Annotated in this window: 23 protein-coding genes; 13 read left to right on the top strand and 10 right to left on the bottom strand. The window is 35.3% G+C overall.

All coding sequences use genetic code 11. The features are described 5' to 3' along the window. Window positions 1-80 precede the first annotated feature (80 nt). Complete coding sequence (locus CH354_RS13140) at window positions 81-1,067, top strand: cytochrome-c peroxidase (RefSeq protein ID WP_100727838.1); 987 nt, start codon at window positions 81-83, stop codon at window positions 1,065-1,067. On the opposite strand, the gene CH354_RS13145 is transcribed toward CH354_RS13140, so the two are convergent. Continuing rightward, the gene (locus CH354_RS13145; RefSeq protein WP_100727839.1) at window positions 1,064-1,711 is read right to left on the bottom strand and encodes a TetR/AcrR family transcriptional regulator; all 648 of its coding nucleotides are present in this window, start codon (window positions 1,709-1,711) and stop codon (window positions 1,064-1,066) included. The genes CH354_RS13140 and CH354_RS13145 overlap by 4 nt on opposite strands. A 455-nt stretch (window positions 1,712-2,166) precedes the next feature. Here CH354_RS13145 and pyrE point away from each other — a divergent pair, with 455 nt between their 5' ends. Both pyrE and CH354_RS13155 read left to right on the top strand, forming a co-directional pair. Continuing rightward, complete coding sequence (gene pyrE / locus CH354_RS13150; protein WP_100727840.1) at window positions 2,167-2,724, top strand: orotate phosphoribosyltransferase; 558 nt, start codon at window positions 2,167-2,169, stop codon at window positions 2,722-2,724. Next, entirely contained in the window at window positions 2,724-3,476 is a 753-nt protein-coding gene (locus CH354_RS13155; protein WP_100727841.1) for a hypothetical protein, read from the top strand. The genes pyrE and CH354_RS13155 overlap by 1 nt, the downstream gene beginning before the upstream one ends. Before the next feature lie 18 nt (window positions 3,477-3,494). Here the strand turns inward: CH354_RS13155 and CH354_RS13160 are convergent, their stop codons facing one another. Genes CH354_RS13160 through CH354_RS13170 form a run of 3 tightly spaced genes read right to left on the bottom strand, consistent with a single transcriptional unit; the run spans window position 3,495 to window position 7,574 of the window. Next, a complete protein-coding gene (locus CH354_RS13160) occupies window positions 3,495-4,397 on the bottom strand; it encodes a hypothetical protein (RefSeq protein ID WP_100727842.1) in 903 nt (300 codons plus the stop codon). Between the two features lie 37 nt (window positions 4,398-4,434). Beyond that, a complete protein-coding gene (locus tag CH354_RS13165) occupies window positions 4,435-6,900 on the bottom strand; it encodes an ABC transporter permease (RefSeq protein WP_100728594.1) in 2,466 nt (821 codons plus the stop codon). Continuing rightward, entirely contained in the window at window positions 6,897-7,574 is a 678-nt protein-coding gene (locus CH354_RS13170) for an ABC transporter ATP-binding protein (RefSeq protein WP_100727413.1), read from the bottom strand. Before CH354_RS13170 ends, CH354_RS13165 begins: the two co-directional genes overlap by 4 nt. Window positions 7,575-7,979: 405 nt before the next feature. Between CH354_RS13170 and CH354_RS13175 the strand changes: the two genes are divergently transcribed. From CH354_RS13175 to CH354_RS13205, 7 genes are read left to right on the top strand one after another with little or no spacing between them, the layout of a single operon-like run. Next, window positions 7,980-9,722, top strand: coding sequence for a proton-conducting transporter transmembrane domain-containing protein (locus tag CH354_RS13175; protein ID WP_100727414.1), 1,743 nt, complete (start codon window positions 7,980-7,982; stop codon window positions 9,720-9,722). 4 nt (window positions 9,723-9,726) lie between these two features. Further along, on the top strand, window positions 9,727-10,605 hold the full coding sequence (locus CH354_RS13180; protein ID WP_100727415.1) for an NADH-quinone oxidoreductase subunit H: 879 nt from the start codon (window positions 9,727-9,729) through the stop codon (window positions 10,603-10,605). A gap of 9 nt (window positions 10,606-10,614) precedes the next feature. Next, window positions 10,615-11,226 (top strand): formate hydrogenase, encoded by a 612-nt coding sequence (locus CH354_RS13185; protein ID WP_100727416.1) that lies wholly within the window; start codon window positions 10,615-10,617, stop codon window positions 11,224-11,226. Further along, window positions 11,223-12,431, top strand: a complete 1,209-nt coding sequence (locus CH354_RS13190; RefSeq protein WP_100727417.1) for a proton-conducting transporter transmembrane domain-containing protein — start codon at window positions 11,223-11,225, stop codon at window positions 12,429-12,431. Before CH354_RS13185 ends, CH354_RS13190 begins: the two co-directional genes overlap by 4 nt. After that, window positions 12,428-13,855, top strand: coding sequence for a hydrogenase large subunit (locus tag CH354_RS13195; RefSeq protein WP_100766511.1), 1,428 nt, complete (start codon window positions 12,428-12,430; stop codon window positions 13,853-13,855). The genes CH354_RS13190 and CH354_RS13195 overlap by 4 nt, the downstream gene beginning before the upstream one ends. Next, window positions 13,852-14,673 (top strand): NADH-quinone oxidoreductase subunit B family protein, encoded by an 822-nt coding sequence (locus CH354_RS13200; RefSeq protein ID WP_100766512.1) that lies wholly within the window; start codon window positions 13,852-13,854, stop codon window positions 14,671-14,673. Before CH354_RS13195 ends, CH354_RS13200 begins: the two co-directional genes overlap by 4 nt. Before the next feature lie 5 nt (window positions 14,674-14,678). Continuing rightward, complete coding sequence (locus CH354_RS13205) at window positions 14,679-15,911, top strand: adenylate/guanylate cyclase domain-containing response regulator (RefSeq protein WP_100727420.1); 1,233 nt, start codon at window positions 14,679-14,681, stop codon at window positions 15,909-15,911. Between the two features lie 5 nt (window positions 15,912-15,916). Here CH354_RS13205 and CH354_RS13210 read toward each other — a convergent pair whose 3' ends face one another. The 3 genes from CH354_RS13210 to CH354_RS13220 form a co-directional block, all read right to left on the bottom strand. Continuing rightward, complete coding sequence (locus tag CH354_RS13210; RefSeq protein ID WP_100727421.1) at window positions 15,917-16,759, bottom strand: HDOD domain-containing protein; 843 nt, start codon at window positions 16,757-16,759, stop codon at window positions 15,917-15,919. A 62-nt stretch (window positions 16,760-16,821) separates the two neighbouring features. Then, on the bottom strand, window positions 16,822-17,949 hold the full coding sequence (locus CH354_RS13215; protein WP_100727422.1) for a SpoIID/LytB domain-containing protein: 1,128 nt from the start codon (window positions 17,947-17,949) through the stop codon (window positions 16,822-16,824). Between the two features lie 50 nt (window positions 17,950-17,999). Continuing rightward, window positions 18,000-19,319, bottom strand: coding sequence for a class I SAM-dependent RNA methyltransferase (locus CH354_RS13220; protein ID WP_100727423.1), 1,320 nt, complete (start codon window positions 19,317-19,319; stop codon window positions 18,000-18,002). A 46-nt stretch (window positions 19,320-19,365) separates the two neighbouring features. Between CH354_RS13220 and CH354_RS13225 the strand changes: the two genes are divergently transcribed. Continuing rightward, a complete protein-coding gene (locus CH354_RS13225) occupies window positions 19,366-21,420 on the top strand; it encodes an adenylate/guanylate cyclase domain-containing protein (protein ID WP_100727545.1) in 2,055 nt (684 codons plus the stop codon). On the opposite strand, the gene CH354_RS13230 is transcribed toward CH354_RS13225, so the two are convergent. Genes CH354_RS13230 through CH354_RS13240 form a run of 3 tightly spaced genes read right to left on the bottom strand, consistent with a single transcriptional unit; the run spans window position 21,417 to window position 23,910 of the window. Continuing rightward, the gene (locus CH354_RS13230) at window positions 21,417-22,142 is read right to left on the bottom strand and encodes a DNA alkylation repair protein (RefSeq protein WP_100727424.1); all 726 of its coding nucleotides are present in this window, start codon (window positions 22,140-22,142) and stop codon (window positions 21,417-21,419) included. The two genes, CH354_RS13225 and CH354_RS13230, sit on opposite strands and share 4 nt — an antisense overlap. Beyond that, complete coding sequence (locus CH354_RS13235; protein WP_100727425.1) at window positions 22,139-22,423, bottom strand: ATP-dependent Clp protease adaptor ClpS; 285 nt, start codon at window positions 22,421-22,423, stop codon at window positions 22,139-22,141. Before CH354_RS13235 ends, CH354_RS13230 begins: the two co-directional genes overlap by 4 nt. Then, on the bottom strand, window positions 22,420-23,910 hold the full coding sequence (locus CH354_RS13240) for a cryptochrome/DNA photolyase family protein (RefSeq protein WP_207762705.1): 1,491 nt from the start codon (window positions 23,908-23,910) through the stop codon (window positions 22,420-22,422). Before CH354_RS13240 ends, CH354_RS13235 begins: the two co-directional genes overlap by 4 nt. A gap of 291 nt (window positions 23,911-24,201) precedes the next feature. Here CH354_RS13240 and CH354_RS13245 point away from each other — a divergent pair, with 291 nt between their 5' ends. Both CH354_RS13245 and CH354_RS13250 read left to right on the top strand, forming a co-directional pair. Beyond that, window positions 24,202-25,590: an ammonium transporter gene (locus tag CH354_RS13245; RefSeq protein WP_100727427.1), complete on the top strand. Its 1,389-nt coding sequence runs from the start codon at window positions 24,202-24,204 to the stop codon at window positions 25,588-25,590. Between the two features lie 20 nt (window positions 25,591-25,610). Beyond that, window positions 25,611-25,955, top strand: a complete 345-nt coding sequence (locus tag CH354_RS13250) for a P-II family nitrogen regulator (RefSeq protein ID WP_100727428.1) — start codon at window positions 25,611-25,613, stop codon at window positions 25,953-25,955. Window positions 25,956-25,983 lie beyond the last annotated feature (28 nt).

Raw genomic sequence — 25,983 nt, forward strand, 5'->3', positions numbered from 1 at the left:
TTTCCTTTTCGATGCATGGAGTATAAATCTCACTTGCCCATATTATTGATTTCTCGGTATATAGCCGATAGAGGAAAGACATGCTTAAACAAATATTTACACCTTTTCTAATGACAGCTGTACTCTTTTCTTTGGTCTTTTGTGGCCCTTCAGAAGAAACAAAAGAAATCCAAGGAAAGGCGAAACAAATCATTGGTGCTTTGCCCGAAAAAATGCCAGGGTCTGAAAATGATTCTGAAAAACTCATTTCACTCGGCAAAAAACTATATTTTGAGAAAAAACTTTCGATGAATGAATCTCAATCCTGTAATTCCTGTCACAATATTGAAGGAAAATCCGCAGGTGTAGATAACCTTCCCACTTCGCCTGGTGCATTCGGCAAGAATGGTGATCGAAATTCACCTACAGTATTAAACGCTGGATTTCACTTTGTCCAATTTTGGGATGGAAGAGCTGCCGACCTAAAAGCACAAGCCAAAGGTCCTATTTTGAATCCAGTGGAAATGGCAATGCCATCCGAAAAAGAAGTACTCAAACGAATCAATGAAGATGCTGAATACCCAAAGTTATTTGCGGAAGCTTTTCCTAATGATAAAGATCCCGTTACTTATGATAATCTTGCGGGGGCAATTGCTGCGTTTGAACGGACACTCGTGACACCTTCCAGATTTGATGACTTTGTAAAGGGAGATTTCAAAGCAATTAGCAAAGCGGAACAAGAAGGGTTTAAGAGTTTTCTTGCTGCAGGTTGTACTTCTTGCCACTCTGGAAATTTACTCGGAGGGAATTCTTACAGAAAAGTAGGTTTAGTAAATGAATACAAAACTGAAGATTTGGGACGTTTTAACGTTACCAAAAAACCCGAAGATAAATTTGTTTTTAAAGTTCCTAGTTTAAGAAACATCACTTTAACTGGCCCTTATTTCCATGATGGAAAAATTGCGACAATTGAAGAAGCTGTTCAAAAAATGGCTTACCACCAATTAGGAATCAATCTTTCTGAAGAAGAAACAAAGAAGATTGTTTTGTTTTTAGGAACGTTGGCTGATAAAAATCGAGCTAACTAGTCGTTTTTCTGAAGATGGTCCCTGATCCCCGAAAGTAGTTCGAGGGATCTTAGGGTCCATTTTTCCAGTGCCCGGTAACGAAGCGCCATCGGGATGGGTTTTAGATAGTTTTTGAAATCCTTTGAGCCAAGTGTCTTAATAACAGACACCATTTGGCAGGCAATCACCCGCAAGGTTGGATCGAATTCAACATGACCAAATTCCAATTGCAAAGCATCGGTAATCCGTTTTTCATAATTTTCCCATAACCGAAGGTACCTTTGTTCCAAAGCAGGGTCATCCATCCAAGAATGAAATCCGGGTAATGATTCGATGAGTTGGTCAGGGTCAATAGACTGTATGAGTGACCAAATGAATTCTTGGAAAGCATCAAAGACAGACTGATTTTCCTTTCGAGACAAAAGACAAAGGATGAGTTGGTCACAGAATTGAACTTCCTCTCGAAAGGCTAATTCTTCCTTTGCACCAAAGTAATTGAAAATTGTTTTTACCGAGACATCGGCCTCATCAGCTATTTCAGGAACTGTGACCTGAGAGAATCCCTTTTTTTGAAACAATTGTTTCGCAACCAGAAGTATCAATTCTTCGGTATTTTGCTTTTTTCGAATTCGCAATGGTAATCGGTTCAACATCTTCTTTTCCATAGTTACTTTTTTTTCCTTTTTGGTCCTAAAAACCTTCATTGCAGAAGGAATTTGAGAAAAGAGTCGTTACATTATTCCCAGAATCCGTTTTCAAAATTCAAAACTGCTTGGTAATGTACCATATAGCAGATTCGAGAAAGATAAATATTACTTGATCATAAATTTAATTTGAATGAATAAATTCAGTCAAGAAAATATTACACTCAATATAAAAATTTATTTGGTGTAAAATCTCCAAAAATAAATTAATTACAAATCCATTGGCTAAATAAATGATTTCTGATTTAGGAAGGAATATTTGGTTAGGGCGGGAATCATGTCCCTTTCCAATAGCCAGCCAGAAAGTTGGGTATCGATTTCCTTATTTCGTAGATCTGTTACAGGAAGGGAATTTCTACTTAGGAAGGATCATTAAAATTGTGTATTCAGGACGATAGAAGGAAAATAATTAGAATATGTCCCATACATATCGTGATCAATTATTTTCTTGGATGAAAACCCATGTGTATCGTTTTTCCGAAACACCCTTTCGCCTTGCCAGTGGATTAGAATCCCAACATTATTTTAATTGTAAGGAGGTAACCCTCCATCCTGAACGATTGGCAATTATAGCAGACTGTTTTATTGATGAAATAATTCCAAAATTAAATGTAGAATTCCAAGCGATCGGAGGCTTAACTTTAGGTGCTGATCCAATAGCATACGCTATTTCTTTGGCTTATGGAAAGAGGGGCAAAACGATTTTTCCACTTGTTGTAAGAAAAGAGTCCAAGGGTCATGGAACAGGACAACAAATTGAAGGATTTTGGAAAGAAGTGAAATCTTGTTTGGTTGTTGATGATGTGATCACAACCGGTGGTTCCACATTAAAAGCTGTTAAAGTTTTGAGGGATGCGGGTATTAGTGTCACAAATGGAATTTGTATCCTCGATCGTGAGGAAGGTGGAAGGGAAAATTTGGAGAAAGAAAATGTTTCCATGGCTTCCATTTTTAAAAAGAGTGAGTTTTTCTAATGAGTGAAAAAAAGACGTTCACCTATGATGTAACATATTTTCGCAAAAAATTACTGAACCGTACTTGGACTATCGTAATACTATTTCTACTATTCGTTGCTTATAATAGTCTGCAAATTCCAGTCGAGGGACGAATACAGTTTTTCACATTATTTGTACCACTTCTGGCTCTTTTCTTTTGGTTTCTTCGAAGGAATTATTTAAAACAAATTGAAATTCTTTCGAGTGGAAAAGTGGAGTTAGAAGGTGGATTACTCAAACAATTTGATTCAAATGGCAATTGTGCATCGATTCGTATCAAGGATTTAGAAAAAATCACATTGGATAAGTTCCGTGGTTATGATCGTGTTATTTTAGAAACGAAGGAAAAAATCCATCCAATTGTAAATATTAAAAATCGAGAGGAATTAATTTCGATCTTAGAGAATATTTCAGGAATTAAAAAAGAGGAAGATTTAACAGACGATAGTTTGTGGAATCGAAAAACTCCTATTTATTTCATACCTAGTATGATTGCCCTATTGATGCTCTACATTCCTATGGTAAAAGTAAAGTTTCCGATTCTAAATCCTGAGTTTCTTGGTTTATTTTTTAATATTAATTTGATTATATACTTACTTTATGCTCCAGAAAAGGAAAATCATATTGATAGTAAGTTTTCTTTAAAACGAAGATTGATCTTTATTAGTTTAGTTGTATTTTTCTTTCAAGTATACACTCAACTTGAAAAAGTGGGTTGGTTTAAAAGTTAATACGATTGTTATATAAGGTCACTGTTTTGAACCAACTCCTTGGCGGATCATATTTAATTTGGCTTGGGCATAACGCCTGAGCTCAATCATTTCGTTAGCATATCGTTTTAATAGATTGTCTTGTTCCATTCTACTCTCCATTAGCTGGATTGTATCTCGGACATATTTGATGTCTTTTTCTTCCTTTAATTTCCCACTTTGTATTAATTTTTTTACAATATCAAATTCATATTTTCTGAAATGAACTCTAAGTAAAAACTCAGTGGAAAAGTTCTCTTTCGCCTTTACCCAATTTGAATCAATTTTCTCCTTTGGTGCTTGGTCTTTTAATTGGTCGATTGCCCTTTTAGTTGGGTCAGTCTCTCTGAAGTTTGCACTATTTGCTAATTCCTCTGCAACTAATACTTCGTCTTTATATATTTCCTGGAGTTTATTTCTTCTCCACTGGTCAGTATATTCGTAACTTTGAGCAGTCAACATCCTTTGAAATTCTTCCAACATCACGGATAAGTTAATTGAACGACCTAAAGGAGTGTTGTTAAATTCTTTTATTTTTGGAAACAATTCTCGAGTGATTTGAAATGCGGATTTTCGTTTGTAATTACTCGCTTCATAAAGTTTTTCCAATGATTCTTCTGAATGTTTTTTTAATTCATTCAGAATGAATGGTTCAGCAAGTACATAAGCATCTTCACCATATACAAACAAATTAGGGTCTGGTGATACAATTGATACTATGAATATATAGTGACTATCTCTAAGTGAAGTTAAAAGTTTCCGAATATCTTCTTCGGTGCGAGCTAGTTGGGATGACCAAACTCTTAAATGGGTATCGGAAGTTGGAATTTTTTCTCGAGATTCTAAATTCTCCTTTCGAATCATTTCTGCGAGATCCAAACAAACTTTAATACTTCCTGCCATGTCTTAAAATTAAGTAAGGTATATTTTTGGTAAAGAATTATTCGTAATTCAACTCTTTTGAAATCTTCATTCTGTAAACAAAATAAAAAGGGATAATCGTTATAATCGTTGCATATAAAAGTATTAAGATCGGTAGATTCGCTACAAAGTGAACTGGGTATGTGAAAATCAAATTCCAACCAAATGCATTTTGGTTAATTCCAAATATGACTATCGGTGAAAGAATTAGGCTATTTAAAATTCCAGAAGTCATTCCAGCAAATAATAGAAATAGAGTTTGGTAGAATAATAATAAAAATATTTGTAAGAAATTCATTCCTATCGCTTTTAAACCAGCTAGAATTCTAGATTTTTCTTTTACATAATAAAAAATTGAGGTGGCTAAGGATAAAAGTGAAATAAGAATCGCTGTAAGTTTTAGTGAATCTAGCACAGAAAACACCCGATTCATCCCTGTTAAATAGAGTTCTTTCACTTTTTCTTGATCCAAGTAAATGAGTTCGTTTTCACTCGCGAGCTGTTTCAATTTAAGTAATGCCTCATCTTTCTTGGATAAATCGGAAATGGTTAATCGAATAGAGTTTAATTCTTGGATTGGAAATAATGATTTGTATAATGAAAAATCCATAATAATAGTTCCTCTCTCGGAGAAAAAATTTTCTTTTTCATCTAGTACTTTTAGGCTAATTATACCTTCATTGGGGGAGTTGACTTTTAATAGACTCTCCTTACAGATTTTTTCAAGATAACATAAGTTCTTTGAAACAAAAATTCCATCTTTGTTTTCGTTTTCTTTAAAGTTTAATACATGTAAAGTGTAATATTTTCCATTAACTATAAATTTGGAATTTATAAAAAATGGTTCAACCTGGCTAAATAAGTTTGTTTTTTCTAATTCATTTAGTAGGTGAATTGAAACTCCCGGTTCACCTGAGTTTAATTTTTTTTCATTAATTAATGAAAAATCAGATTGGTTTTCTTCCTGTATCCACTTCTTTAGCGAATTCTCATAACTTAAAGTCAAACTAGATAATGTAAATACTAAGGACGTTGCTAACATAATCGTAGAGATAGTTAAACCATTTTTCCATGCTTCCATTTCAATTTCTTTCATTGCTAAATGGAAACTGGTTGATAGATTGAACTGTTCTGAAAATTTCGATATCCATTTCACTATTAAGGGAATCGAAACGTAATTTATCAAAATAAAACCAAGTATAACAAGAGATACACCTATTAGTCCAGGTAGAATCTGTTTTTGAATCTTTATGCACCCGATGACAATCCCTAAAAATATGAGAAAAAATGAGAGAAACCATTTTAATTGTAAGGAGAATTTCGGTTTTGTTGGTGCTTCATTCCTTTCCTTCAATAATTCGATTGGTAAGATGTTATAAGCTTTTATTGCATTGAATAATGCACTCAATATTGAGCCAGCAATGGATAAGAATATTCCATATAATACAATCATAATTGGGAATGATCTGTATGATTCTAATTGGGAGGAATCAGTCAATGTTGTAGAAGTTTGAAAAAAATTTAAATTTGCGAATGTGATTCCTATGAAAGTCCCAATGATTCCGCCAATTAAGCCTAAAAGTAAAGCGAGAGTCATAAACAGAAAAAAGTTATTTAAACGAGATCCGCCTATTGAAAGTAAGATACCAAATTCAGTTTTACGTGATAAAAAAATTCCAGTATAAATATTCGAAACCATAAAAAAAGAAATAAGGACTGAAACTAGAGAGATGATTGTTAAATTTATTTTCAAGGAAGCAAGAGCAACCCCGGCTCTTTCTTTGATCTCATCCATTGTTTCAAATTTCCAATTTTGATTTCTGAGCAATTGAGTGAAGTTAACATTCCAGGATTCGAATCTTGCTTCATTTTGAATTAAAATGTTGATTGTAGTATATGTATTTTTTAATTCACAGATTGATTGTAATCGTTCAATATCTGTTACAATGAATAATCCGTTACTCTCTATTGACATTGTATCAGCAAAATTGATCGTTAGGATTTGATTACATAAATTTATGGAAACTTGCTTGTTCTCGTGTTTGATTTTCTGTAGTAAAGAATTGCTAATAAAATACTTAGGGAATTTTTCGCTATTGATTTGATGGTTCGAGTTGTTATTGAATGTAATTAGATCTCTACCTATAATTGGAAAACTTAACGATTGATTGTCAGTAAGCGTTGTATATCCTTTTATGAATAACTCTGGTTCAATATGGAAAACTTCTGGCAAATTTGAGTCTAATGAACGTAATGTTTTTGAATCAACTCTACTGTGCGTTGCATTCGGTACATATCTCCCGATCATATTTTGTGAATTAAAACCAATTGTTTGGTCTACTAAACTTTTTTCAGCTTTCCATCCGTTAATTTGGGTACTGACAAATAATGCGATTCCAAGTGTTATACCAACTAAATTAAAAAACACTTTGCTTCGATTATTCTTCAAATAACCAAAAATGAAATTCAAATATAAATGAATCATTTTTTGATTAAAGATCCATCTAACATATGATAGTTTGAATTTCCTGATTTTCCGATTTCTTCGTTGTGAGTTACTATAAAAACAGTTATCCCTAGCTCAGAGACACATTTTTGGAATAATTCTAAAACTTGTTCGGAAGATTTTGAATCTAGATTTCCAGTGGGCTCATCACCAAAAATAATCTTCGGTTCATGAACAATCGATCTGGCAATCGAAACTCTTTGTTTTTCGCCTCCAGACATTTCTTTTGGTGTAAAATTCCATCGATGGTTTAATCCAACTACGTCCAAAATTTCCCTAGATTTTCTCTCAGCGAATTTTTTACTCTTTCCCGCTAGGAGGAGGGGGATTGAGACATTTTCCACTGCCGTGAGATAGGGAAATAAATGAAAGAACTGGAAAACGATTCCTATTTGGTCTCTCCTGTATTCTGTTAGCTTACCTTCAGATGCGCCTACCATTTCTTGACCAAAAATTTGAACACTTCCTTCATCAGCGGTCTCGATGGCAGAAAGGATATTTAACAAGGTGGATTTTCCACTCCCAGACGGACCCATGAGTGTAACGAATTGTTTTGCAGGAATTTTTATGTGGAGATTCTGTAACACAGGTATTGTGAGGGAACCTTGTTTGTAGCTTTTTTTCAGATTTTTTACATCAACTGCATAATTCATCTTTGATTTGCCAATTTCACCAATTTGTCTTGAACCACTTCCTTATAATAGGACAGTTAAAAGCTCCATTTGGATCGGAAACGGAGAGTGCCAGTTTGTTTTTTAGAACCTTTTTTGGGTTTTTAAAAGCAGAGGAATGTCCATTTTGTTATGATTCTAAAATGGAGTAGGGGAACTCTCAGTTTTTTTTCACTCAGTGAAAAAATCAAAAAATTCGTTTGTGAATATGGAACTGGTATGTCTTCTATTGGCTAAGAGGTATTTTGTATCAAATTGCGGCGATCAAATGTATTTTTACTCTTAGAGTATTTAGAAAACAATACTTTCGTTCGTCCTAATTTAGTTTAGAAGAACTCCTAAAAAATCAAATGATTCTCTATCTAGGATTTAAATTTTGGTCAACTTATGTTAGAAGATAAACGTATATCGATTTTGAGATCTTTCGTTGTTGGGATTGCGGCTTTGTCACCACTCCTCATTCTAATCATAACTAACGAAGATATTTTATCTGTCGACTTCCCTATATTAGTTGGTCTTTTTATCCAAGCTTACATAGGATTTTCATCGTTTATGCTTGTCCAATCATATGAACCAAAGGAGAAAAATAAAGTAACAGTTGGTTATGCAGTTTTTTGGTCTGCATTGGGTATTTGTTATATCTCTGGTAAATCATTGATGATGCCGATAGCTCTTGAAATCACCTCATTTTCGACCATTCTGATTTATTCGGGTACCGAATATGGGAAAAAACAAATCGAGAGTTTAGGATCTTTACTTTTAGCGTCAGGTATTTCTGCTTTATTTTTATCTGCTTGGGTGATGTTACCAGATGGTGATAATATTGGAATTATATTATTGTTAATTGGACTTCTAATTAAATCTGGATTCTCTGGTTTTCATATTTGGTTACCTAAGGTAAATGAAGGAGGACCGTCACATGCTCTCGGATCTTTTGCAGGTGTTTTAGAAATATTTCCTTTATTATTATTTTATCGTTATGTCCTACCGAATCAGTTGGATCCAATCATCTATCAAGTATTATTTCCGTTAGCTGCCTTGGGTATATTTTTCGGTGGTATCACAAGTTTTTTTCATAAAGATCCAAAAATATCATTAGCATATAGTTCTATTGAATCACTTAATTTTTTATGGTTATGTTTGATTATAACGGGAATGTTTCAGTTTTCCGGTGATACCGACTTAATGAATTTAAGTAACTCATTTAGGATTTTGTTCTTTCTAAGTTTACTCCATCATTCTTTCTCGAAAACGTTTCAACTTTTTTCAATAGGAATGGTTTCAAGACTTATTAATTCAAACAACAGTGATGAATTGAAAGGTATCGGTAGATTACTTGGAATATCGCCGTTACTATTAGGAGCTGGCACTTTTAGTTATGCTGTATTACCAGGCACCATAGGTTTTGTTTCGGAAGCAACATACTTTTATTTAAATGCCAGGATATTAGATCTACCGATTGGTCGTTCAGTGTTTTTGTTGCCTTCAATGATTTTCATCTTTTTTGGAATCGTTCTCGGTGGATTTACACATATTAAATTGTATATAACAATGTTTTTGTCTATTCCACGGAACAATATGAACTTACTTCCGTTTGGGGATATGCAAAAACGTTGGTTATACATTTCTCTATTAAGTCTCGCCTTTACGATTTATCTATTTCCACTCGCATTGCCATTATTTGTTGAGTTACCCATGTTAAAACCGTTTGCCGATCAACAATTGATCGATTGGTTTTGGAATATTTCTTTTGTATCGATGGTTACAATTTTAATTATAATGTTTTTTTATTTTTATGATCGTTGGAATCGGGTGAAAATATCAGACTTAAAACGAAAAACTTGGGATTGTGGTGGGGGTTATTCGGGACACGAACTTTCAGTTCCTTCGACTGTTTTTTCCAAACCACTGAAAAATTCTTTGGGAAGGTATTTTGTGAATAAGATGGGAGATTCAATAGTTGATAATTTGATTATCAATTCTCTGACATTTATATTTAATTTTGGTACCAAATTTGTTTCTTCAACAAATGAACCTAAGGAAGAAGATATTAGTAAATATTTGGCGATTTCATCTATGTTTTTGATCTTCATTTTTTCACTACTAATTTTCGGCGATTTTAAAGGATAACATCATGGAGACCTACATTCATTTTGTTTACTTAGTTATTTTATTTGTATGCCTTCCATTTTTGTTAACAGGTATTTTTCGCAAAGTAAGAGCATATGCACAAGGTAGGCGTGGGCCAAAAGTAATCCAATTTTATTTGGAAATTTGTAAATCGTTTTTGAAAGTTCCAGTTGTAAACAACAACTTTTCTTCTATTTCAAAGTTAGCTCCGAGGATTGTAATTTATTCATCATTGATGATATGGAGTATCGTTCTCTTTGAATGGGCACCATTTATTTTAATTCCATTTTTTTTAGCATTATATCGATTTGCTTATATTGGTTTTGCGATGGAAGGTGCAACTTCCTTTGGTGGCATGGCATCGGGTAGAGAAATTTTATTGTCAGTGATGGTAGAGCCAACTTTTATACTCATGATACTTGCTGCGCAATCCCATATCGAAATTTCAGAAACTCCTCAAGGAATATTGATAGGATTACTATTTTTATCATTATCCTTTATCGCAATTCTTGCGGAATTAGCAAAACCTCCATTTGATGATCCGAGAACTCATCTAGAGTTAACAATGGTTCATGAAGCAATGATTTTGGAAGCGTCTGGTCGACAATTGGCATTTTTTGAATTAGCTAGTTCTGTTAAACTTTCTGCATTACTAGTATTTTTAGTAAAGTTAGCATTGGAACATTCAAAACTTTTTAAATCCAAGTATTTGAATGGTATCAATCAAGAATTTTTGATTTTACCTGCAGTGGTGTTTTTGTCGATTTTGATAGGTTTTTGGGAAGCAAATAGTGTTCGAAGGAAATGGACTTGGATACCTGAATTTATGGGACTAGCCTTTATTGCTATTTTGATATTGGGAACACTAGTTAAACTTTCATAGGATAATTCAATGATATACGATTTTGTTTATTTATTATTACTATTGTCTGGGATTGTTGTCTTAGTTGAAAACCGATTAAGTAGAATTATTTTATTTTTAAGTCTTCAAGGTTTTTTATTGATCTTTCCTGTAATACAGACACATGAAGGTGATTGGCAACATGCCATCTCTCTGATTATGTTGGTTGTACTTTTTAAAGGATTGTTGACTCCATGGATTTTAAATTGGACTGCGAATAAATCAAAAATGAATGAGAGTACGACCCCACGTTTTGGTTACTTAGCAACACTATTATTTATGGTTTTAGGATTGGTTCTTGCGGTAAAAATTACAGATGGTGTTCCCCTCTTGTCAATACCTGTTCATAAAATTGCATTAATATATGTTATTTTATTGGTATATGTAGGTATTTTGTGCTTTGTTGTTAGGCGGAATTGGTTGGCTTTAATTGCTGGTTTTTGTGTTTTTGAAAATGGAATATTTGTTCTAACTATGGTATTGGATAAAGGGTTACCATTTGGCTTGGAATTTGGATCATTTTTGGATGCTATATTGGTAATTGTTTCGGGAGGAATATTGCAACTTTCGCCTCATATGCATGTAAAGGAAAGAAAGTTATGATGGAAATCGTATTCTATTTGTCCGGTATTATTACTTTTGTAGTTATATTTTTGATTTCTATTTTTGCTCCAACCAAAGGACAAACAAGAATTTGGTTGTGGAGTTTACTTAAAATATGTTTTTTTACTGTATTGTTTTATTCTTGGTTTACAGAAAACATTGTATTAAAATGGATTTTGATTGAAGCTTCCACTTTATTTGGAGCGTTATTAATTTCTTCAAGTGGAACAGAACGATCCTTCCATGTTGGATGGAAATTTTTATTGATTAATTCCTATGCTCTTGGTTTGGCTTTTTTAGGAATTGTGATACTACTTTTTGCATCCACTCCCTTACAAAACTTAGATTTTTCTTCCCTTAAACTTGGGTTAGAAGGCCAATCTGGTCTTCTGATTGAAACAGGTATCCTTTTAACGATATATGGGTATAGCGGAAAGTTGGGTTTGGTGCCAAATCATTTTTGGGTCGGTGATACATATGCAGAAAGTCCTAGTCAAATTTCTTCTTTGATCGCTTCGTTTGTCCCTGTTAGTGTAGTTCTTGCCATTCGACCGTTGATTAAATTGGAAAATGAATTAAATCTACACTTGATCAATGCTTCTAATGGTTTATTATTCATCGGAATACTAACGATTTTATATTCAACTTTAATGTTAGTCTCTCGAGATGACATTCGACGTATTTCTGCTAAGGTTGCACTTTTCCATACAGGAATGTTAACTCTTTTTTTATGGTTGGATATTTCTGATGATGTTTATTACTATTTACTCGCTACAACAGTTCTAGTTAAACTTCTTGTTTTTTTGTCTATGGGAATATTAAGAATGGATGCGGGGAAACGAAATATTTCTCAGATTCTGAATGGAACCATGTTGAGCCATAAAGCATTATATGTTTATTTATTGGCATTGCTGATTGCATTTGTATTCCCTCTTTCTCCTGTTTTTGTTTTGGATTTAAAAATCATTGAGATCGCAATTATGAAGAAACAATTTTACTTATTTATATTCCCAATTTTGGGATCCGTTTTCTTTTTTGTTTCTCTGAATAAAGTGTTACCTATGGTAAAGCTAGAGAATCGTGATTTTGATTCTGAAGTATATGGAACATTACAATTAAGGTTTTATTTTTTTTGGTTTAGTTTACTTTTCACCATCTCGGTTGGTGCATATGGCATGTATTATTTGATGGCGAAATACATATGAAGAAAATTACAGGCATCACTCATTTTAACGGATCGTATTTTCAATTCATTCATGAGAATCAGAGTGTCGTTATGGAAGAGGAACGATCCAAAAAAAGTACAATTGATTTTTTATTGGATGATCAATATCCGATTTGGTTGGTAAGGCATTCTTTTGGTCAAGATATGGGGTATGAAGATTATTCTGCTTTAAAGGAAGAGGATTATTTGTCCGACCAAAGAGGAAAAATTTTATCCTTACACCAAAAATCTGGAGTGATACGTGATTTAGCTTATCATGGATTGTCTGTTCCTTTCTCAATTGATCATTATTCACATGCTGTTGGTCCCATCCACGCAGGCATCATAGAACCAGGTCATTTTCGATTTGTTGTAGAGGGAGAAGTGATTCGGCATCTAACCATTCGTCTTGGTTACCAAAAACGAGGTATACAAGATGTTTTAGTTGGTAAGTCGATGGAACAGGTTATGCCATATTCAGAAATGATATCTGGTGATACAAGTATTGGATATGCTTTAGCTTTTTCAAAGTTATATGAAGATTTTTATAAAATCTCAGTACCAAAAGATATTCGTTTATTTCGATCTTTACTTATTGAGTTGGAAAGAATTGCCGTCCACATAGGTGACTTAGGTGGAATTTCGGAAGATATCGGCTATTATCCGTTATATGGAGTTTGTGTTACCGATAGAGGCGCTGCACTTGGACTTATGGAGACTTGGACAGGGCACCGTTTTGGGAAATCAGTAATTCGTCCTGGCAAACTCTTTTTGAATCAGCGAATTGACGCCAAACAAGCTAAAGATGCTTTTTACCAGTTAAAAAAGGTATATCACTCTAGAATTCGGCCTCAGATTCGAAGAGCTCTCTCCATCTCGACTCTTAAGGAAAGAATGCAAGGTTGTGGCTTTATTTCGGAATCCGATGTTCAAAAACACGGTTTTGTTGGAATGGTTTCTAGAATGGCTGGAGTTATTGAAGATTTACGAATCAATCACCCAGATTACCCGGATTGGAAACCACTTCCAATAAAGGAAGAACACCATCATTACAATGGTGATGTTTGGGCTCGGATGTACCTTCGATATGCAGAGATTGAACAGTCGCTACGTTGGATGGAGGAAAAAGTAGAAGAAGTAGATTGGGATTTGATTTGGAAATCACAAGAGAATAGAACATCAAAGGAACTAATAGAAAAAAATTTACAACCCGGAATTTATTATTCCGCATTGGAAGCATGGAGGGGACCTTTGTTAGTTGCACTAAATATCGATGAAAAAGGTTTCGTAATTAATTCTTATATTCGCGATCCTTCTGTATTAAATTGGCATGCACTTGAGTTAGCAGTCCGAGGAGAACAAGTAAGCGATTTTCCATTGAACAATAAATCATTTAATCTCAGTTATGTTGGATTTGACTTATGAGTTTTTTATTTGAATTAAAGAATTTTTTCTCTAAAAAAAATGTTCTCAATTTCGAGAAAACTTCCTATGTACATCCGAACCAAAGAGGAATACCAGTTCCTTCGAAGGTTATGGAGAACGGATGTGGAAGTTGTAAGGATTGTGAAACCCATTGTCCAACAAAGGTGATCCTTAGGAAAGGTGGAGACCAACTTGAAATGGATTATGGAAAATGCCTTCAATGTGGACTTTGTGTAGAAATTTGCACGGATGGTAAACTTCGTAATTCAGGATTTATTTACACTTTCGTTTTACACCGAGAGGAATTTTACACGACCTACAAAAATGGAAAATTGGACTTACCCAACCAAACTAAGTTTACACTCACGGAAAACCAAAAACGATTTCGCGCCTTAACACAAAACCGTGGGTTTTTATACAGAGAAGTTGCAGCAGGCGGAAACAATACAGTCGAATCGGAACTAAATGCCTCCTACAATTCCGTGTTTGATTCCGAACGAGAAGGGATACGCCTTGTTGCCAGTCCCAAACATGCTGACGCCATTGTGTTTTCTGGACCTGTCTCCGAAAATATGGAGGCTCCCTTACAAACTGCTTGGGATGTCATCAGTGAACCAAAAGCGTTGGTTGCTTGTGGGACTGAAGCTGTCAGTGGTGGACTTTTCCCTCAAGGAAAGTTACCAAAAGAACCAGACTTATATATTTCAGGAGATCCCCCAAGACCAGATGTCATTTTACAAGCCTTTCGTTTGTTATTAGGAAGATTTTCCTTCAATTTCCAAGAGGCGCTTCACAAATTTTTAGAGAGTGAAAAATAAGGCGCGTGGAATTAGAAAAAGAAGAAATAGTCAGAGTGTTGGTTTTAGAACCACAGAAAAAATCATACGATACCATTTCCCAATTACTCGTGGAGTGGTTTGGTGAATACATTGAATTGACTTGGCGTTCTATTTTTGAGAATGGAGCTGAGGAAATTAAAAAAGTCCAGTATGACCTTCTCATCACTGAAATTCAATTCCCAGAATTAGAGGAATCTTCTGAATCAATCCTAGAGAAAATAATGGATATGGCCGGTCCTTCCGAACTTCCAGTGGTTGTGTTTACCAAGGCCGAAGGAAAACAACTCCCGATCCTTGCGTTTCAATTAGGTATCAATGAATACTTCAGCAAACGTCGGTTAAAGAAAAATATTTTAGAACATCGATTCCGTAATTTGTTCCGGGAAATTTACCGTAAAAAAGTAGTCTCCATCCAGATGGATGATAGTTTGAAACGTTTCCAAGATCTGTATGGAATGAACCAATCAGAAATTCAAGATTTGAATACGATGGTTAAAAAGTTTAAAAAGGAACTTGAGAAAGAGTATGAAGAAAAGTTAAGCTTAGAGTTTGAAAAAAAGAAAATGCAAAACGTATTTGGGATGTATGTTGATCCTATCATCGTTGAAAGTTTAATGAATAATACTTTATCATTAGATCAAAAAGGGAAAGAACAAGAAGTTTCTGTATTGTTTTCTGATATACGTGGTTATACATCCTTATCTGAAAAAATGAAACCTGAACATGTAATTTCCTTTTTGAATGAATATTTCACTGCTATGACAGAAGTGATTTTAGGTTATGGTGGTATGATCGATAAATATATTGGCGATTCCATCATGTGTTTGTTTGGAGCACCAGTTTTTCAAGAAGACCATAGACAAAATGCTCTCGATTGTGCATTAGAAATGTTGCAAGTATTTGAATTATGGCAACCCAAATGGAATCAGATTTATGGATTCACTCCGCAAATTGGAATTGGTGTGGCATCTGGGAATGTGATTGTAGGAAACGTCGGTTCGTTCCAAAAACTTTCTTACACAGCAGTAGGGGATACCGTCAACATGGCAAGCCGATTAGAATCAATGGCTAAGCCTATGCATGTTTATGTTTCAGAAGGATTATATAACCATCTACCGGAAGAATATTCTAAAAAATACCGATATGAAGAATTGGAACCAGTCAAAATCAAAGGAAAAGAAGGTTTACACAGAATACTAAGTGTAAAACCAAATTAATGATACTATAAGGTGCTACAAAACTGATACAATTCGTTTGTTTTCAGTTTTTCATCCTTTGTCGTTACATACACTTTCATATCTTCAATTTCTAAACCTAATACATTTCGGTACTCTTCAAATTTTTGAATCGTATCTGGTTCTTGTTTTCCATGGCCAGTCAGTTTGGCAATCACACCAGCAAAACCAATGATTTGTCCAAGTGAAGTTTGTTCTGCGATTGGTTTTGATAAATCCTCAATGGAAGAGATGATGATCGAAGGCATTTTCCAAAGTTTTGCTGCTGCACTTCCCATTTCATAGGAATCTACACCATATGCCTTTTTTTCCAATGTGATGAGGCTAACATCTGTTGTTTGGAATTCTGTTAAAACTTCTACATATTTTTTGCGATCAATGGTATTCAAAACAATACGACCTAAATCTTGCATGAGTCCACAAGTGATGGCAAGTTCGGCTTCTTTTTTGAATTTTTTTTCTTCGCATAGGATTTGGGCAAAAATTCCTTTCGCAACGGAATGATCCCAAACTTCATCACGGAATTTTTTATAATTCCCTTGGCTAAAAAGTGAATCGGTCATTGACATTGCCACCATACTGCGAACGGTTTTAAAACCGAGACGAGTGATGACTTGTTTCATATTGGCAACAGGATTTCCACGGGAGAAAAAAGGAGAATTGGCTAATTTTAAAAGCCTTGCGACTAGGACTTGGTCGGATTGGACTTTTTTCTCTAATTCACCAAAAGATAGTTCGTTATCATCTTCTAGGGAAAGTACGGAAAGTAAGACCGGCGGAACAATCGTCAGATCTTTGATTTGGGATAAATATTCTTCCAGTGTTGCCATAAGTTTTGGGACCTAAAGTCAGAATTTAAAATCTTCTGACGATGGAAACCAAAATCTAAGCTTTATCTGGCAACGATTCTTGCGAATTCAATTCCTTTGAAATAGTGTTGTAAAATTTCTTTGTGGTTGAATTGACTTTTTGCCATTGCAAAACTTCCCCATTGTGACATTCCCACACCATGACCAGAACCTAAACCTTTCACAAAAAAATCTCCAGACTCTTCTTTTCGAATTCCAAACCGAGTGGATTTTAGTTTTGTGGCGCCGATTTTTTTTCGGAATTCTGTAGCTTTGATTCTTTTGGTTCCAGATGTTCCTATAATTTCTAATTCATTCACACGAGAAGTTGGAAATCGATTGGCAACGATTATATCTTGGATATCACCAACACCTAAGTCACGTAAGCTGTTATTTACATAATCGGTTTTCCATTTTTCTTCCCAAGAATATTGATCCCCATCCTTATCGTATTCAGAAGGAACTGGTTTTAAGTATTCAACAGAATTTCCCCAAACATTTGCTGGATCTTCCGTGTAACCGCCAGCATTCGAATGGAAAAAACTTTGGATTGGTTGGCCTTTGTGAATGAGGATTAAACCTTCCGTTTCAAATACTGCTTCGGTTGTATTTTTATGTTCTTTATTTTTGCCTTTATAAACTTGAGTATTTGTTGATGTGTCCACATCATACTCTTGTTTTTTTCGATTTAACATTTCTTTCACAACATAGGTTCTCGCACAGATGGCTTGTGCTTTTAAGGCTTCTTTTGGCCAAGAAGCACTTACTTCGGAAGGTACAACCGATAGTAAGTATAATTCAACTGGAACAATATTGATAATGAGGACTTTTCCATCAATGGGTTTGATTAAAATACTACCACGGTAACTCACACCTTTGTAATCCACCCATTCAGAATTACTTTGTATTGATATGGGAGCTTTGATTGCTGTAGGATTTAAGGATAAAAAATCATATGCTTTTTTAATCGTAAGATCGTTTGCATCTTTAACAATGATTTCACCTGAAGACTTAAAAATTTCTTCGTCACTTGCGTAACCTAGAAGTACTCTTACTGGTCTCGATTTAAAATTGGATTCGTCAGGTGCCCAGTTTGTTACCATTACACTTGAACATCCGATTTGTCCTAAAATGACGATGCAAAAAAATAAAATCGCTGTCCGTTGTTTCATAGTTCCCTCCCTACTATTTTCGGAAGAAATAGAAAATCGATAAAGGGATTTTATTGGTGTTTTCTACGAAAGAAAAGCACGGATTCCGTATGTGGTGTATGCGGATAAGGATCGATCAAAATTCCATCAACATAGTCATAAGCCGACAAAAATAAAGTCACATCTTCTTTTTGTGAATAAGGATTACAAGAGACATAGAATACAAATTCAGGTCCAAAGTCCCGGATCCAATGGTTCACTAGTTTTCCGGCACCGGCTCTTGGAGGGTCAAGAATCAAACATGCATTCTCTTGTTTTTTGAGTCCGTCTGTAGAAAGAAATAAATTGGCCACTTGAAAGGCATGTGATTTGTTAGGGTAGGTTTCTTGGAATAATTGAGAAGCTGTTACGATAGAAGATTCTGTGAGTTCGTAGCCATCAACATGATGGAAATGTTCACCGTATAACAAAGAAAAGAAACCATTCCCACAAAACAAATCAATTAAAGTTGACTGATCCTTTGTCATTCGTTCCTGAATGAAATTTAAAATCGGTAAAAATCCATTTGGGTTTGGTTGGAAAAAAGAATCAAATGGAACTTCAAACCGATGGCCAAGTACCATTTCTGTAAAACTATCTTTTCCACGTAAAATTTCAGGACGACCGACGGCTGAAACTTCTGATTTGGGACGGTTGTAACAAAAAAGCAAAGAAGGTTGTTTCAATTGGGAAAGGCATAAATTTCGAAACGATAGCATTTTGGGATCTGTTTCATACCCTTCAGTGAATGTAAAAATAAGAATTCCATCCTCGGTATTTTGTGCCTTACGAATGGTTAGGTATTTTAGCCCTCCCACTTCTGATTTTCTGTCCCATATGACTTCTGGCATTTGGTCGAGAACGGACTGAACATCCTGTAATGCTTGGTTTGCCCATGCTGATTGGATGGAACAATGTTTGATGGGCACAACTTTCCTAAAATTTCCACGTTGCCTTTGGCCAATGATAGGGCCGGGAAAAACAGAAAAATCCATTCGGGAACGGTAAGCATAGGTTTCTGCTTGAGGGACTGGTTTTAAGGAAATTCCTAAATCTTTTTGGAATAATTGTAAGATTGGTTGGAATTTTAACTCCAATTGGGTTTCGTACGGAATGTGTTGGCCAGTACAACCACCACAATTGCCAAACACATCACATTTTACCAAATCCCAGTTGTGGTTTCGGATGATTTCATGGATTTTTAAGGACCTCTGGCGTGGTCGTCTTTTGACATATTCCACTACAAGTTCGTCACCTGGATGGACAAAAAAAATGTCCACCTTTTTTCCGTTAGGTGCAGTTACGATTCCCGAAAAGTCGGAATTGAGTCCTTCTACTTTGACTTTGTCCAATGTTTTCTACTTGCCAGTTCCTTTTCTTTTGAATACGATTTCTGACATGGTTTTTTCGAAAAGACTCTTTTCCACGTTTGTTGTTCCCTTCATTCTTCTTTTTTCCTTTTCGCAAGTTTCGGCACAAGTATTACTCACGAATCAAATTTTAGATTTAAGATCTGAATCTTCCTTCGGAAAAGAAATTCATAAATGGAGTTTCAAACCAGGTGATTCTCCTCGAGTGACGGAAAACACAGAGGATGATTTGTATTTGGATGAAGACGAAGGTGAAATCAAAGCACATGTTTTTTCGTATGCACAACCAAACTTAGAGGAATCTGTTCGGACAGGTTGGATCTCTGGATTTCAAATCCAAACTGGTTGGGACAAGGTGACCGATGGTGATGGAGAATTGTATTTCCCAAGTTTTTTTGATTATATGGAGAAATACAAGGGATATGGTTGGTATCGGACTGAGATCACAATCACGAGTAGTGACATTCAAAATAAATTCAAATCTAGAAATTTAAGCTTAAGGCTTGGACAGATTAGCCAGGCAGATGCAGTGTATTGGAATGGTAAGTACATCGGTGGAACTGGATTACTTCTTGATACAGACACAAATGTCCAATTAGAAGATAAATCTCTTTATAGTGATAAAATTAGATTTTATCGAATTCCATTCCACTTATTAAAAATTGATGAACCAAACGTGCTTGCTGTCCGAGTGTATGCGAAATACCCATTGAGTCCTGGATTATCCCATGATAAATTTTACATTTCCTCATACAAATATGCAGAACGAGCTGAGTATTGGAATGATTTTAAGAAAATTTTTGTCATCGTATTGACCATATTACTTGGATGTTTTTATTTATATTGGCAATTTTTGTTTCGAAATGAAGAAAATGCCACCATATACTTCTCGTTAGGTTCAATCTTCATGGCCCTCAATACCTTATTCCAGAGCCAAATCATTTATTCAATTTTGAGTGATGGTTTTTGGATTAAAAAAATGGAATATGTAACATGGGTTGGTCTTGTACATTTATTATTTAATTTTATCGTACGTTTTGCACATGTTCGGAATGGTTGGATTAAATTGACAAATAGATACATTGATGGTGCAGGAATTGTATCTGCAATTGTAGTTCTATTAGCTCCTAATTTAATCTTTTTATCTAAATACTTTTTTTATTGGAGTTTTTTTACAATCCTTCTTGGTGGAGCATTGTTTTATATTCTTTTCCTCGGGAGAAAAATTCCTTCGATGGGAACTGTTTCCTTCGGGTTTTTTGCATTCATAATGCTTATGTTAAACGATGTTTTTGTGGAAATGCAATGGGAATGGTACCCAAGCCATACATTTGTAAAGGATTATGCCTTTGCAGCCTTCACAATCTCTGTTGCTTTGTCTATTGTGAAAAATATGATTGATTCACGTAAGATGGTGGAAAAACAAAAAGAAGAAAAAGAAAGATTGTCTCGTTATTTTTCGCCTGCAGTTATGGAAACGATAGTTGCCGATAACATTAAGTTAGGTGGAGAAGAGAAAGACATAGCAACTTTGTTTTCAGATATAGTTGGTTTTACAACATTTGCTGAAAAAAATCCACCAGGTGTCGTTTTAAGCCACTTAAATACAATATTTGAGTCCTTATCCGATTTGATATTTCATTACTCAGCTACTTTAGACAAATTCATTGGGGATGCCATTATGGCATTTTGGGGAGCACCAAAACAAACAGACCTCGATGCATATCATGCCATAGCTTGTGCGGTGGACATGCAAAAGAAAATGGTTGAGATTAATGAACAATTAGGTTTGGAACCAGGAACATTCCGGTTACGAATTGGTGTCAATTTTGGGGAAGCAATTGTTGGAAACATTGGTTCCGTCAAAAGAATGGATTACACTGTCATTGGTGATGCAGTGAATACAGCTGCAAGACTAGAAAGTCATGGAATTCCAGGTAAAGTCGCTGTATCGGAAGCTGCCTTTCTTGCTGCTGGTGGAGAAAAATACATTGAATATGAAGATACAAAAGAGTTAAACTTAAAAGGAAAATCAGAACCTGTAAAAGTTTACTTTGTCACAAGGGTACTTCCCAGAGATTAGTTCTCCTTTTTTAATTCTAACCACTTTTTCCTTTCGGAAGTGGTTAGTTTTTCGATCGCATAACGTAACATAGTGCGAGGCATTTTTGTTGCATGATTTTTGAGAAACGTTCGAAGAGTTTGAATGTCTCGTTTGCCTATTTCACGTAACATCCAACCTGTTGCTTTATGAATCAAATCATGATTGTGATTTAAAAAATGTTCGCATAACATTAATGTTTCTTCAAATCTACCTTTTCGAATCCAATGGAATGTACTTAGTATTGCGATACGATTTTCCCATAAATCTTTGGAGTTTTTTAGTTTTTGAATGATAACATTATTTTTATCAAAATAATAATCACCTATGATTTTATCTGCACTTACATCCACCAAATCCCAGTTATTGATGTACTTTGTGTTTTTTAGATAAAATTTGACAATTTTTTCTTTTTCAATCTCTGTTATCTTTTTGGTTTGGTATTTTTGTATGAGGATAAGTAGAGTTGTGAGGCGGACTTCATGGTAAGGAGAAACTATCAAAGATTGTAAATCATCTAAACTCAGTTTTGGTGCAAACTTTTTGGCGACTAATCTTTGTTTGGGAACAGTGATACCAAGGAATAAATCACCTTCTCCATATTCACCGGGTCCTGTTTTAAAAAACCTAGGGAAAAATTTTGCCTTATTTAAATCTTTATGTTTGTTTAATTCTTCTAAAAAAAATTCTTTTGTTTCTTTCATACTCCATAACTCACAGTAAGATTCGCGTTTGTCATATTTTCAGCAACTGTTTCACATTCTTCCATACTCCCTTGGAAACAAATGGCTTTGCCTTTAGAATGAGCCTCCATTGCAATTTTTTTGGCTTCTCGTTTTGTTTTGAAACAAATTTTCATCAAACAGTCTTCAACATACGAAAACTCATGGATGGAATCATTGAATAGAATGACAAAATAATCGTAAACTGATTCGCTTTTTAAATTCGTTTTCTCTTCAAATATCGGTTGGAACGGTTCTGTCATGGGAAGAGTGAGTTGGATTTTCCACTCAGTTCACCAATATACTCCATATAGGAATTCAATTTAAACTTCTTTTTTGTTGAATCGGAAGACATAAAACGTACATTTCCAAATACATTCCGTTCGGGAAACCATGGTCTATCAAAAAGTCCAAAACACCATAAAATTCCTGTATATGAATTTGGATTCCTACCATCGTAAGCATATTTGTTATTTAGATGTTCTAATGTGTTAAATGCTTCTTCATAGGTCTTTGACCATTCAATGACTTTTTTTCCCCATAACATGCGCATATAGTTATGCATTCTGCCTGTTTGGACTAGTTCGGTTTGTGCAGCATTCCAAATTTCATCATGGGTTTTTGCGGATTCAAATTGTTCTAATGTATAAATATATTCCCTGTGATCTTTTTTGTGTTTTTTAAAATTTTCTTTCACCCAATCTGGCAAATCGCCTAGAGTAATATTGTTTGGTTTGTTTTTCCAGAAGAATAGATAACCAATGTCACGCCAAGTGACCAATTCATCTAAAAAATGATTGGTGGCAATGGATGGGGAATAAAAATTTTCTTTATCACCTGGTTTTGTATGACTCAATCGTTCTGGGTTCCATTTTCCATTGGAACTATGTTTTAATACTGCATAAAAAATTTCTTCAAGGCCAATCCAACCAAAGTGTAAATAAGGGGAAAGTCCACTGGTTGCAGTTTGTTCAGGTCGATTTGGTTCTGATCGTTTTGTAAGATACAAATCCATCTTCTTTTTGATAAACACATCTAACAATCGCAAGGCTTCCTTTCGGCCACCTTTCACATCTTTCACAGGTGAAACTTGGTTTTGGAAGGGGATAGTTTTTAAGATCGAATCAATGGAATTTGAAAGTCCAATTTTTTGATTTGGTTTTGTTTTTCCACTGATACTTGTTAGGTCCTCCTTTTTCCAAATGGGTTTACTGGGAGTAGGAAAATTAGAGTTTAGTTCTTTATGGATCCATAAACGAAGGATTCTTGCTGCACTTGCTGGTTTTGGAAACCGAGAGAAAGGGATGATTGAATTGCCATCAACTGAAAGTAGTTGGCAGTCTATCTTTTTAGCTAACCTTGTGGTTTGTTCTGGAATGATAAAACAGGGAAAATCATCAGTGACAATGACACATGCGTTCTCACAAATCTCCTTGAGTAAACCTTTTCCTAAATTTTTTGGAGTTTCGACAAAAGGCCAATAATTCACACCAAGTTCGTCTGCTCTTGTTTGGTTATCAAACATACCTTCCAAGATGAATTTGTGAATTCGTTCTGAGTTCCACGGGTAATCCATTCGAAGACCTTCATACACAATGAGTTCTTTACCCAACTCGCGAGCGAGTTTTACCGCATGTTCGAATGCATGGTTGGCATCAAATCGCCGGAAAGCTTGCATCCAATATAGGACATAGTTGTGATTGTTACGAATTGGTTTGTCGTTACAGATTCGGATACGTTCAGAATTCACTCCTATTAGAGGGGGAATGGAGTGTGCTTGTATCGGTTTTTTTAGGCAGAACTTATTTCGTAAGGCGGATTGCTTAAATATCAATCATTATGTTTTGGAAATCATCAGATTGAGTAAGAGTTCCAGGGAAATAAGTTTTCTGATCAAAATGGCCAGATGGGATTTTAAGGCATATTGGAGGGTTTTTAGGCATTACTTGATTTTTTTTGGACAATTTGAATCGTTTTTTCCCATCGGGTACCAATCTTGCATCCTTCTTCAGCAAATAACATGGAAAGGATACATGGCAATATGAAACAATATTTCAAATCAATCGCCTTCCTTCTCCTGGTAGTTCCGATGTTCCTTTTTGCAGATGAAGCTGCAACCGTCGCGAACCCAGCAGAAGAAACCGCAAAAGCAATCCAAACATTAACTGTAGGACTAGACACATTATGGGTATTAGTTGCAGGTATGTTGGTGTTCTTTATGAATGCTGGTTTTGCTCTCGTTGAATCAGGATTTGCACAATCAAAAAACACAGTTAACATCTTAGCAAAAAACTTTATCGTTTTTGCAGCGGCAACTTTCTCTTATTGGGCCATTGGATGGGGACTCATGTTTGGTGACGGAACTCCATTTTATGCAACAGATGGATTATTTTTCCTAGGTGGTCTTGATAACTCTCCTGCCATAGGAGATGAATACAAAGGTGTTTACTCTTCCATGAATTGGACAGGTGTTCCCCTTCTTGCAAAATTTTTCTTCCAACTCGTTTTCGCAGCGACTGCAGCTACCATTGTTTCGGGAGCAGTTGCCGAACGAATTAAGTTTCATTCCTTTTTAATATTCTCTTTTATCCTTGTTGCTGTGATGTATCCTTTCACAGGCCATTGGGTATGGGGAGGTGGATGGTTAGCAGGACTTGGTTTTCATGACTTTGCTGGTTCCACCGTTGTACACTCTGTAGGTGGTTGGGCAGCCCTTGCGGGAGCTATTGTTCTTGGTGCAAGAAAAGGAAAATTCTTACCAGACGGACGTATCAAGCCTATCCTCGGTCATAACATGACATCTGCTGCTTTAGGAACTCTTATCCTTTGGCTCGGTTGGTTTGGATTTAACCCTGGTTCAACGATGGGAGTCGGTGATGGTAGCACAATGTCACATGTCATTGTGACAACAAACATCTCTGCAGCTCTTGGCGCACTTGCATCAACTGTCACTGCTTGGATCATCTTAAAAAAACCAGACCTTGGTATGATTCTAAACGGAACACTCGCTGGACTTGTGGGTATCACTGCTCCATGTGCAATTGTTAGTCCAACGTCTGCAGCAATCATCGGTGCGGTTTCTGGAGTGCTTGTCGTATTATCAGTGTTATTTTTTGATAAAATGAAAATTGATGATCCAGTTGGAGCAACTTCTGTTCACTTAGTTTGTGGTATATGGGGAACTTTAGCGGTTGCCATCTTTGGCTACGAAGGTGCTCCTGCAGGAGTAGAAGTTCCTTCCATCGTTACTCAGCTTTATGGAATTTTGGCAATCGGTGGATTCACTTTTGTAGTATCTCTCATCCTATGGTTTGTGTTAAAACTAGCAGGTGGAATCCGAGTGAGTGAAGAAGAAGAATTGAGTGGATTGGATCTTGGGGAACATGGAGCAGAAGCTTACCCAGATTTTAATATCCGAGTTCGTGGGTAAGGAAATAGGAGTTAAACATTATGAAAATGATCATTGCAATCATCCAACCGCATAAGTTGGAAGAAGTTAAAGCAGAGTTAACGAAAAACGAAATTTATCGTTTAACAGTATCTGACGTTCAAGGTTACGGACAACAAAAAGGAAAAACAGAAGTATTCCGTGGTCATGAATATACAGTGAACCTTCTCAGAAAAGTAAGATTGGAAATTGCTGTAAATGATGAATTCGTAAAACCAACTGTAGATGCTATTTTAAAGGCAGCGAAAAGTGGTGATGGAAAAATCGGTGACGGTAAGATTTTTATCACTCCATTAGAAGATGTGATTCGAATCAGAACTGGCGAAAAAGGCAAAAACGCCATTTAACATTCCTTACTAAAAGGAAAAATCGGAA

Origin of the sequence: Leptospira levettii, from assembly GCF_002812085.1 — a bacterium.
GTDB lineage: Bacteria > Spirochaetota > Leptospiria > Leptospirales > Leptospiraceae > Leptospira_A > Leptospira_A levettii.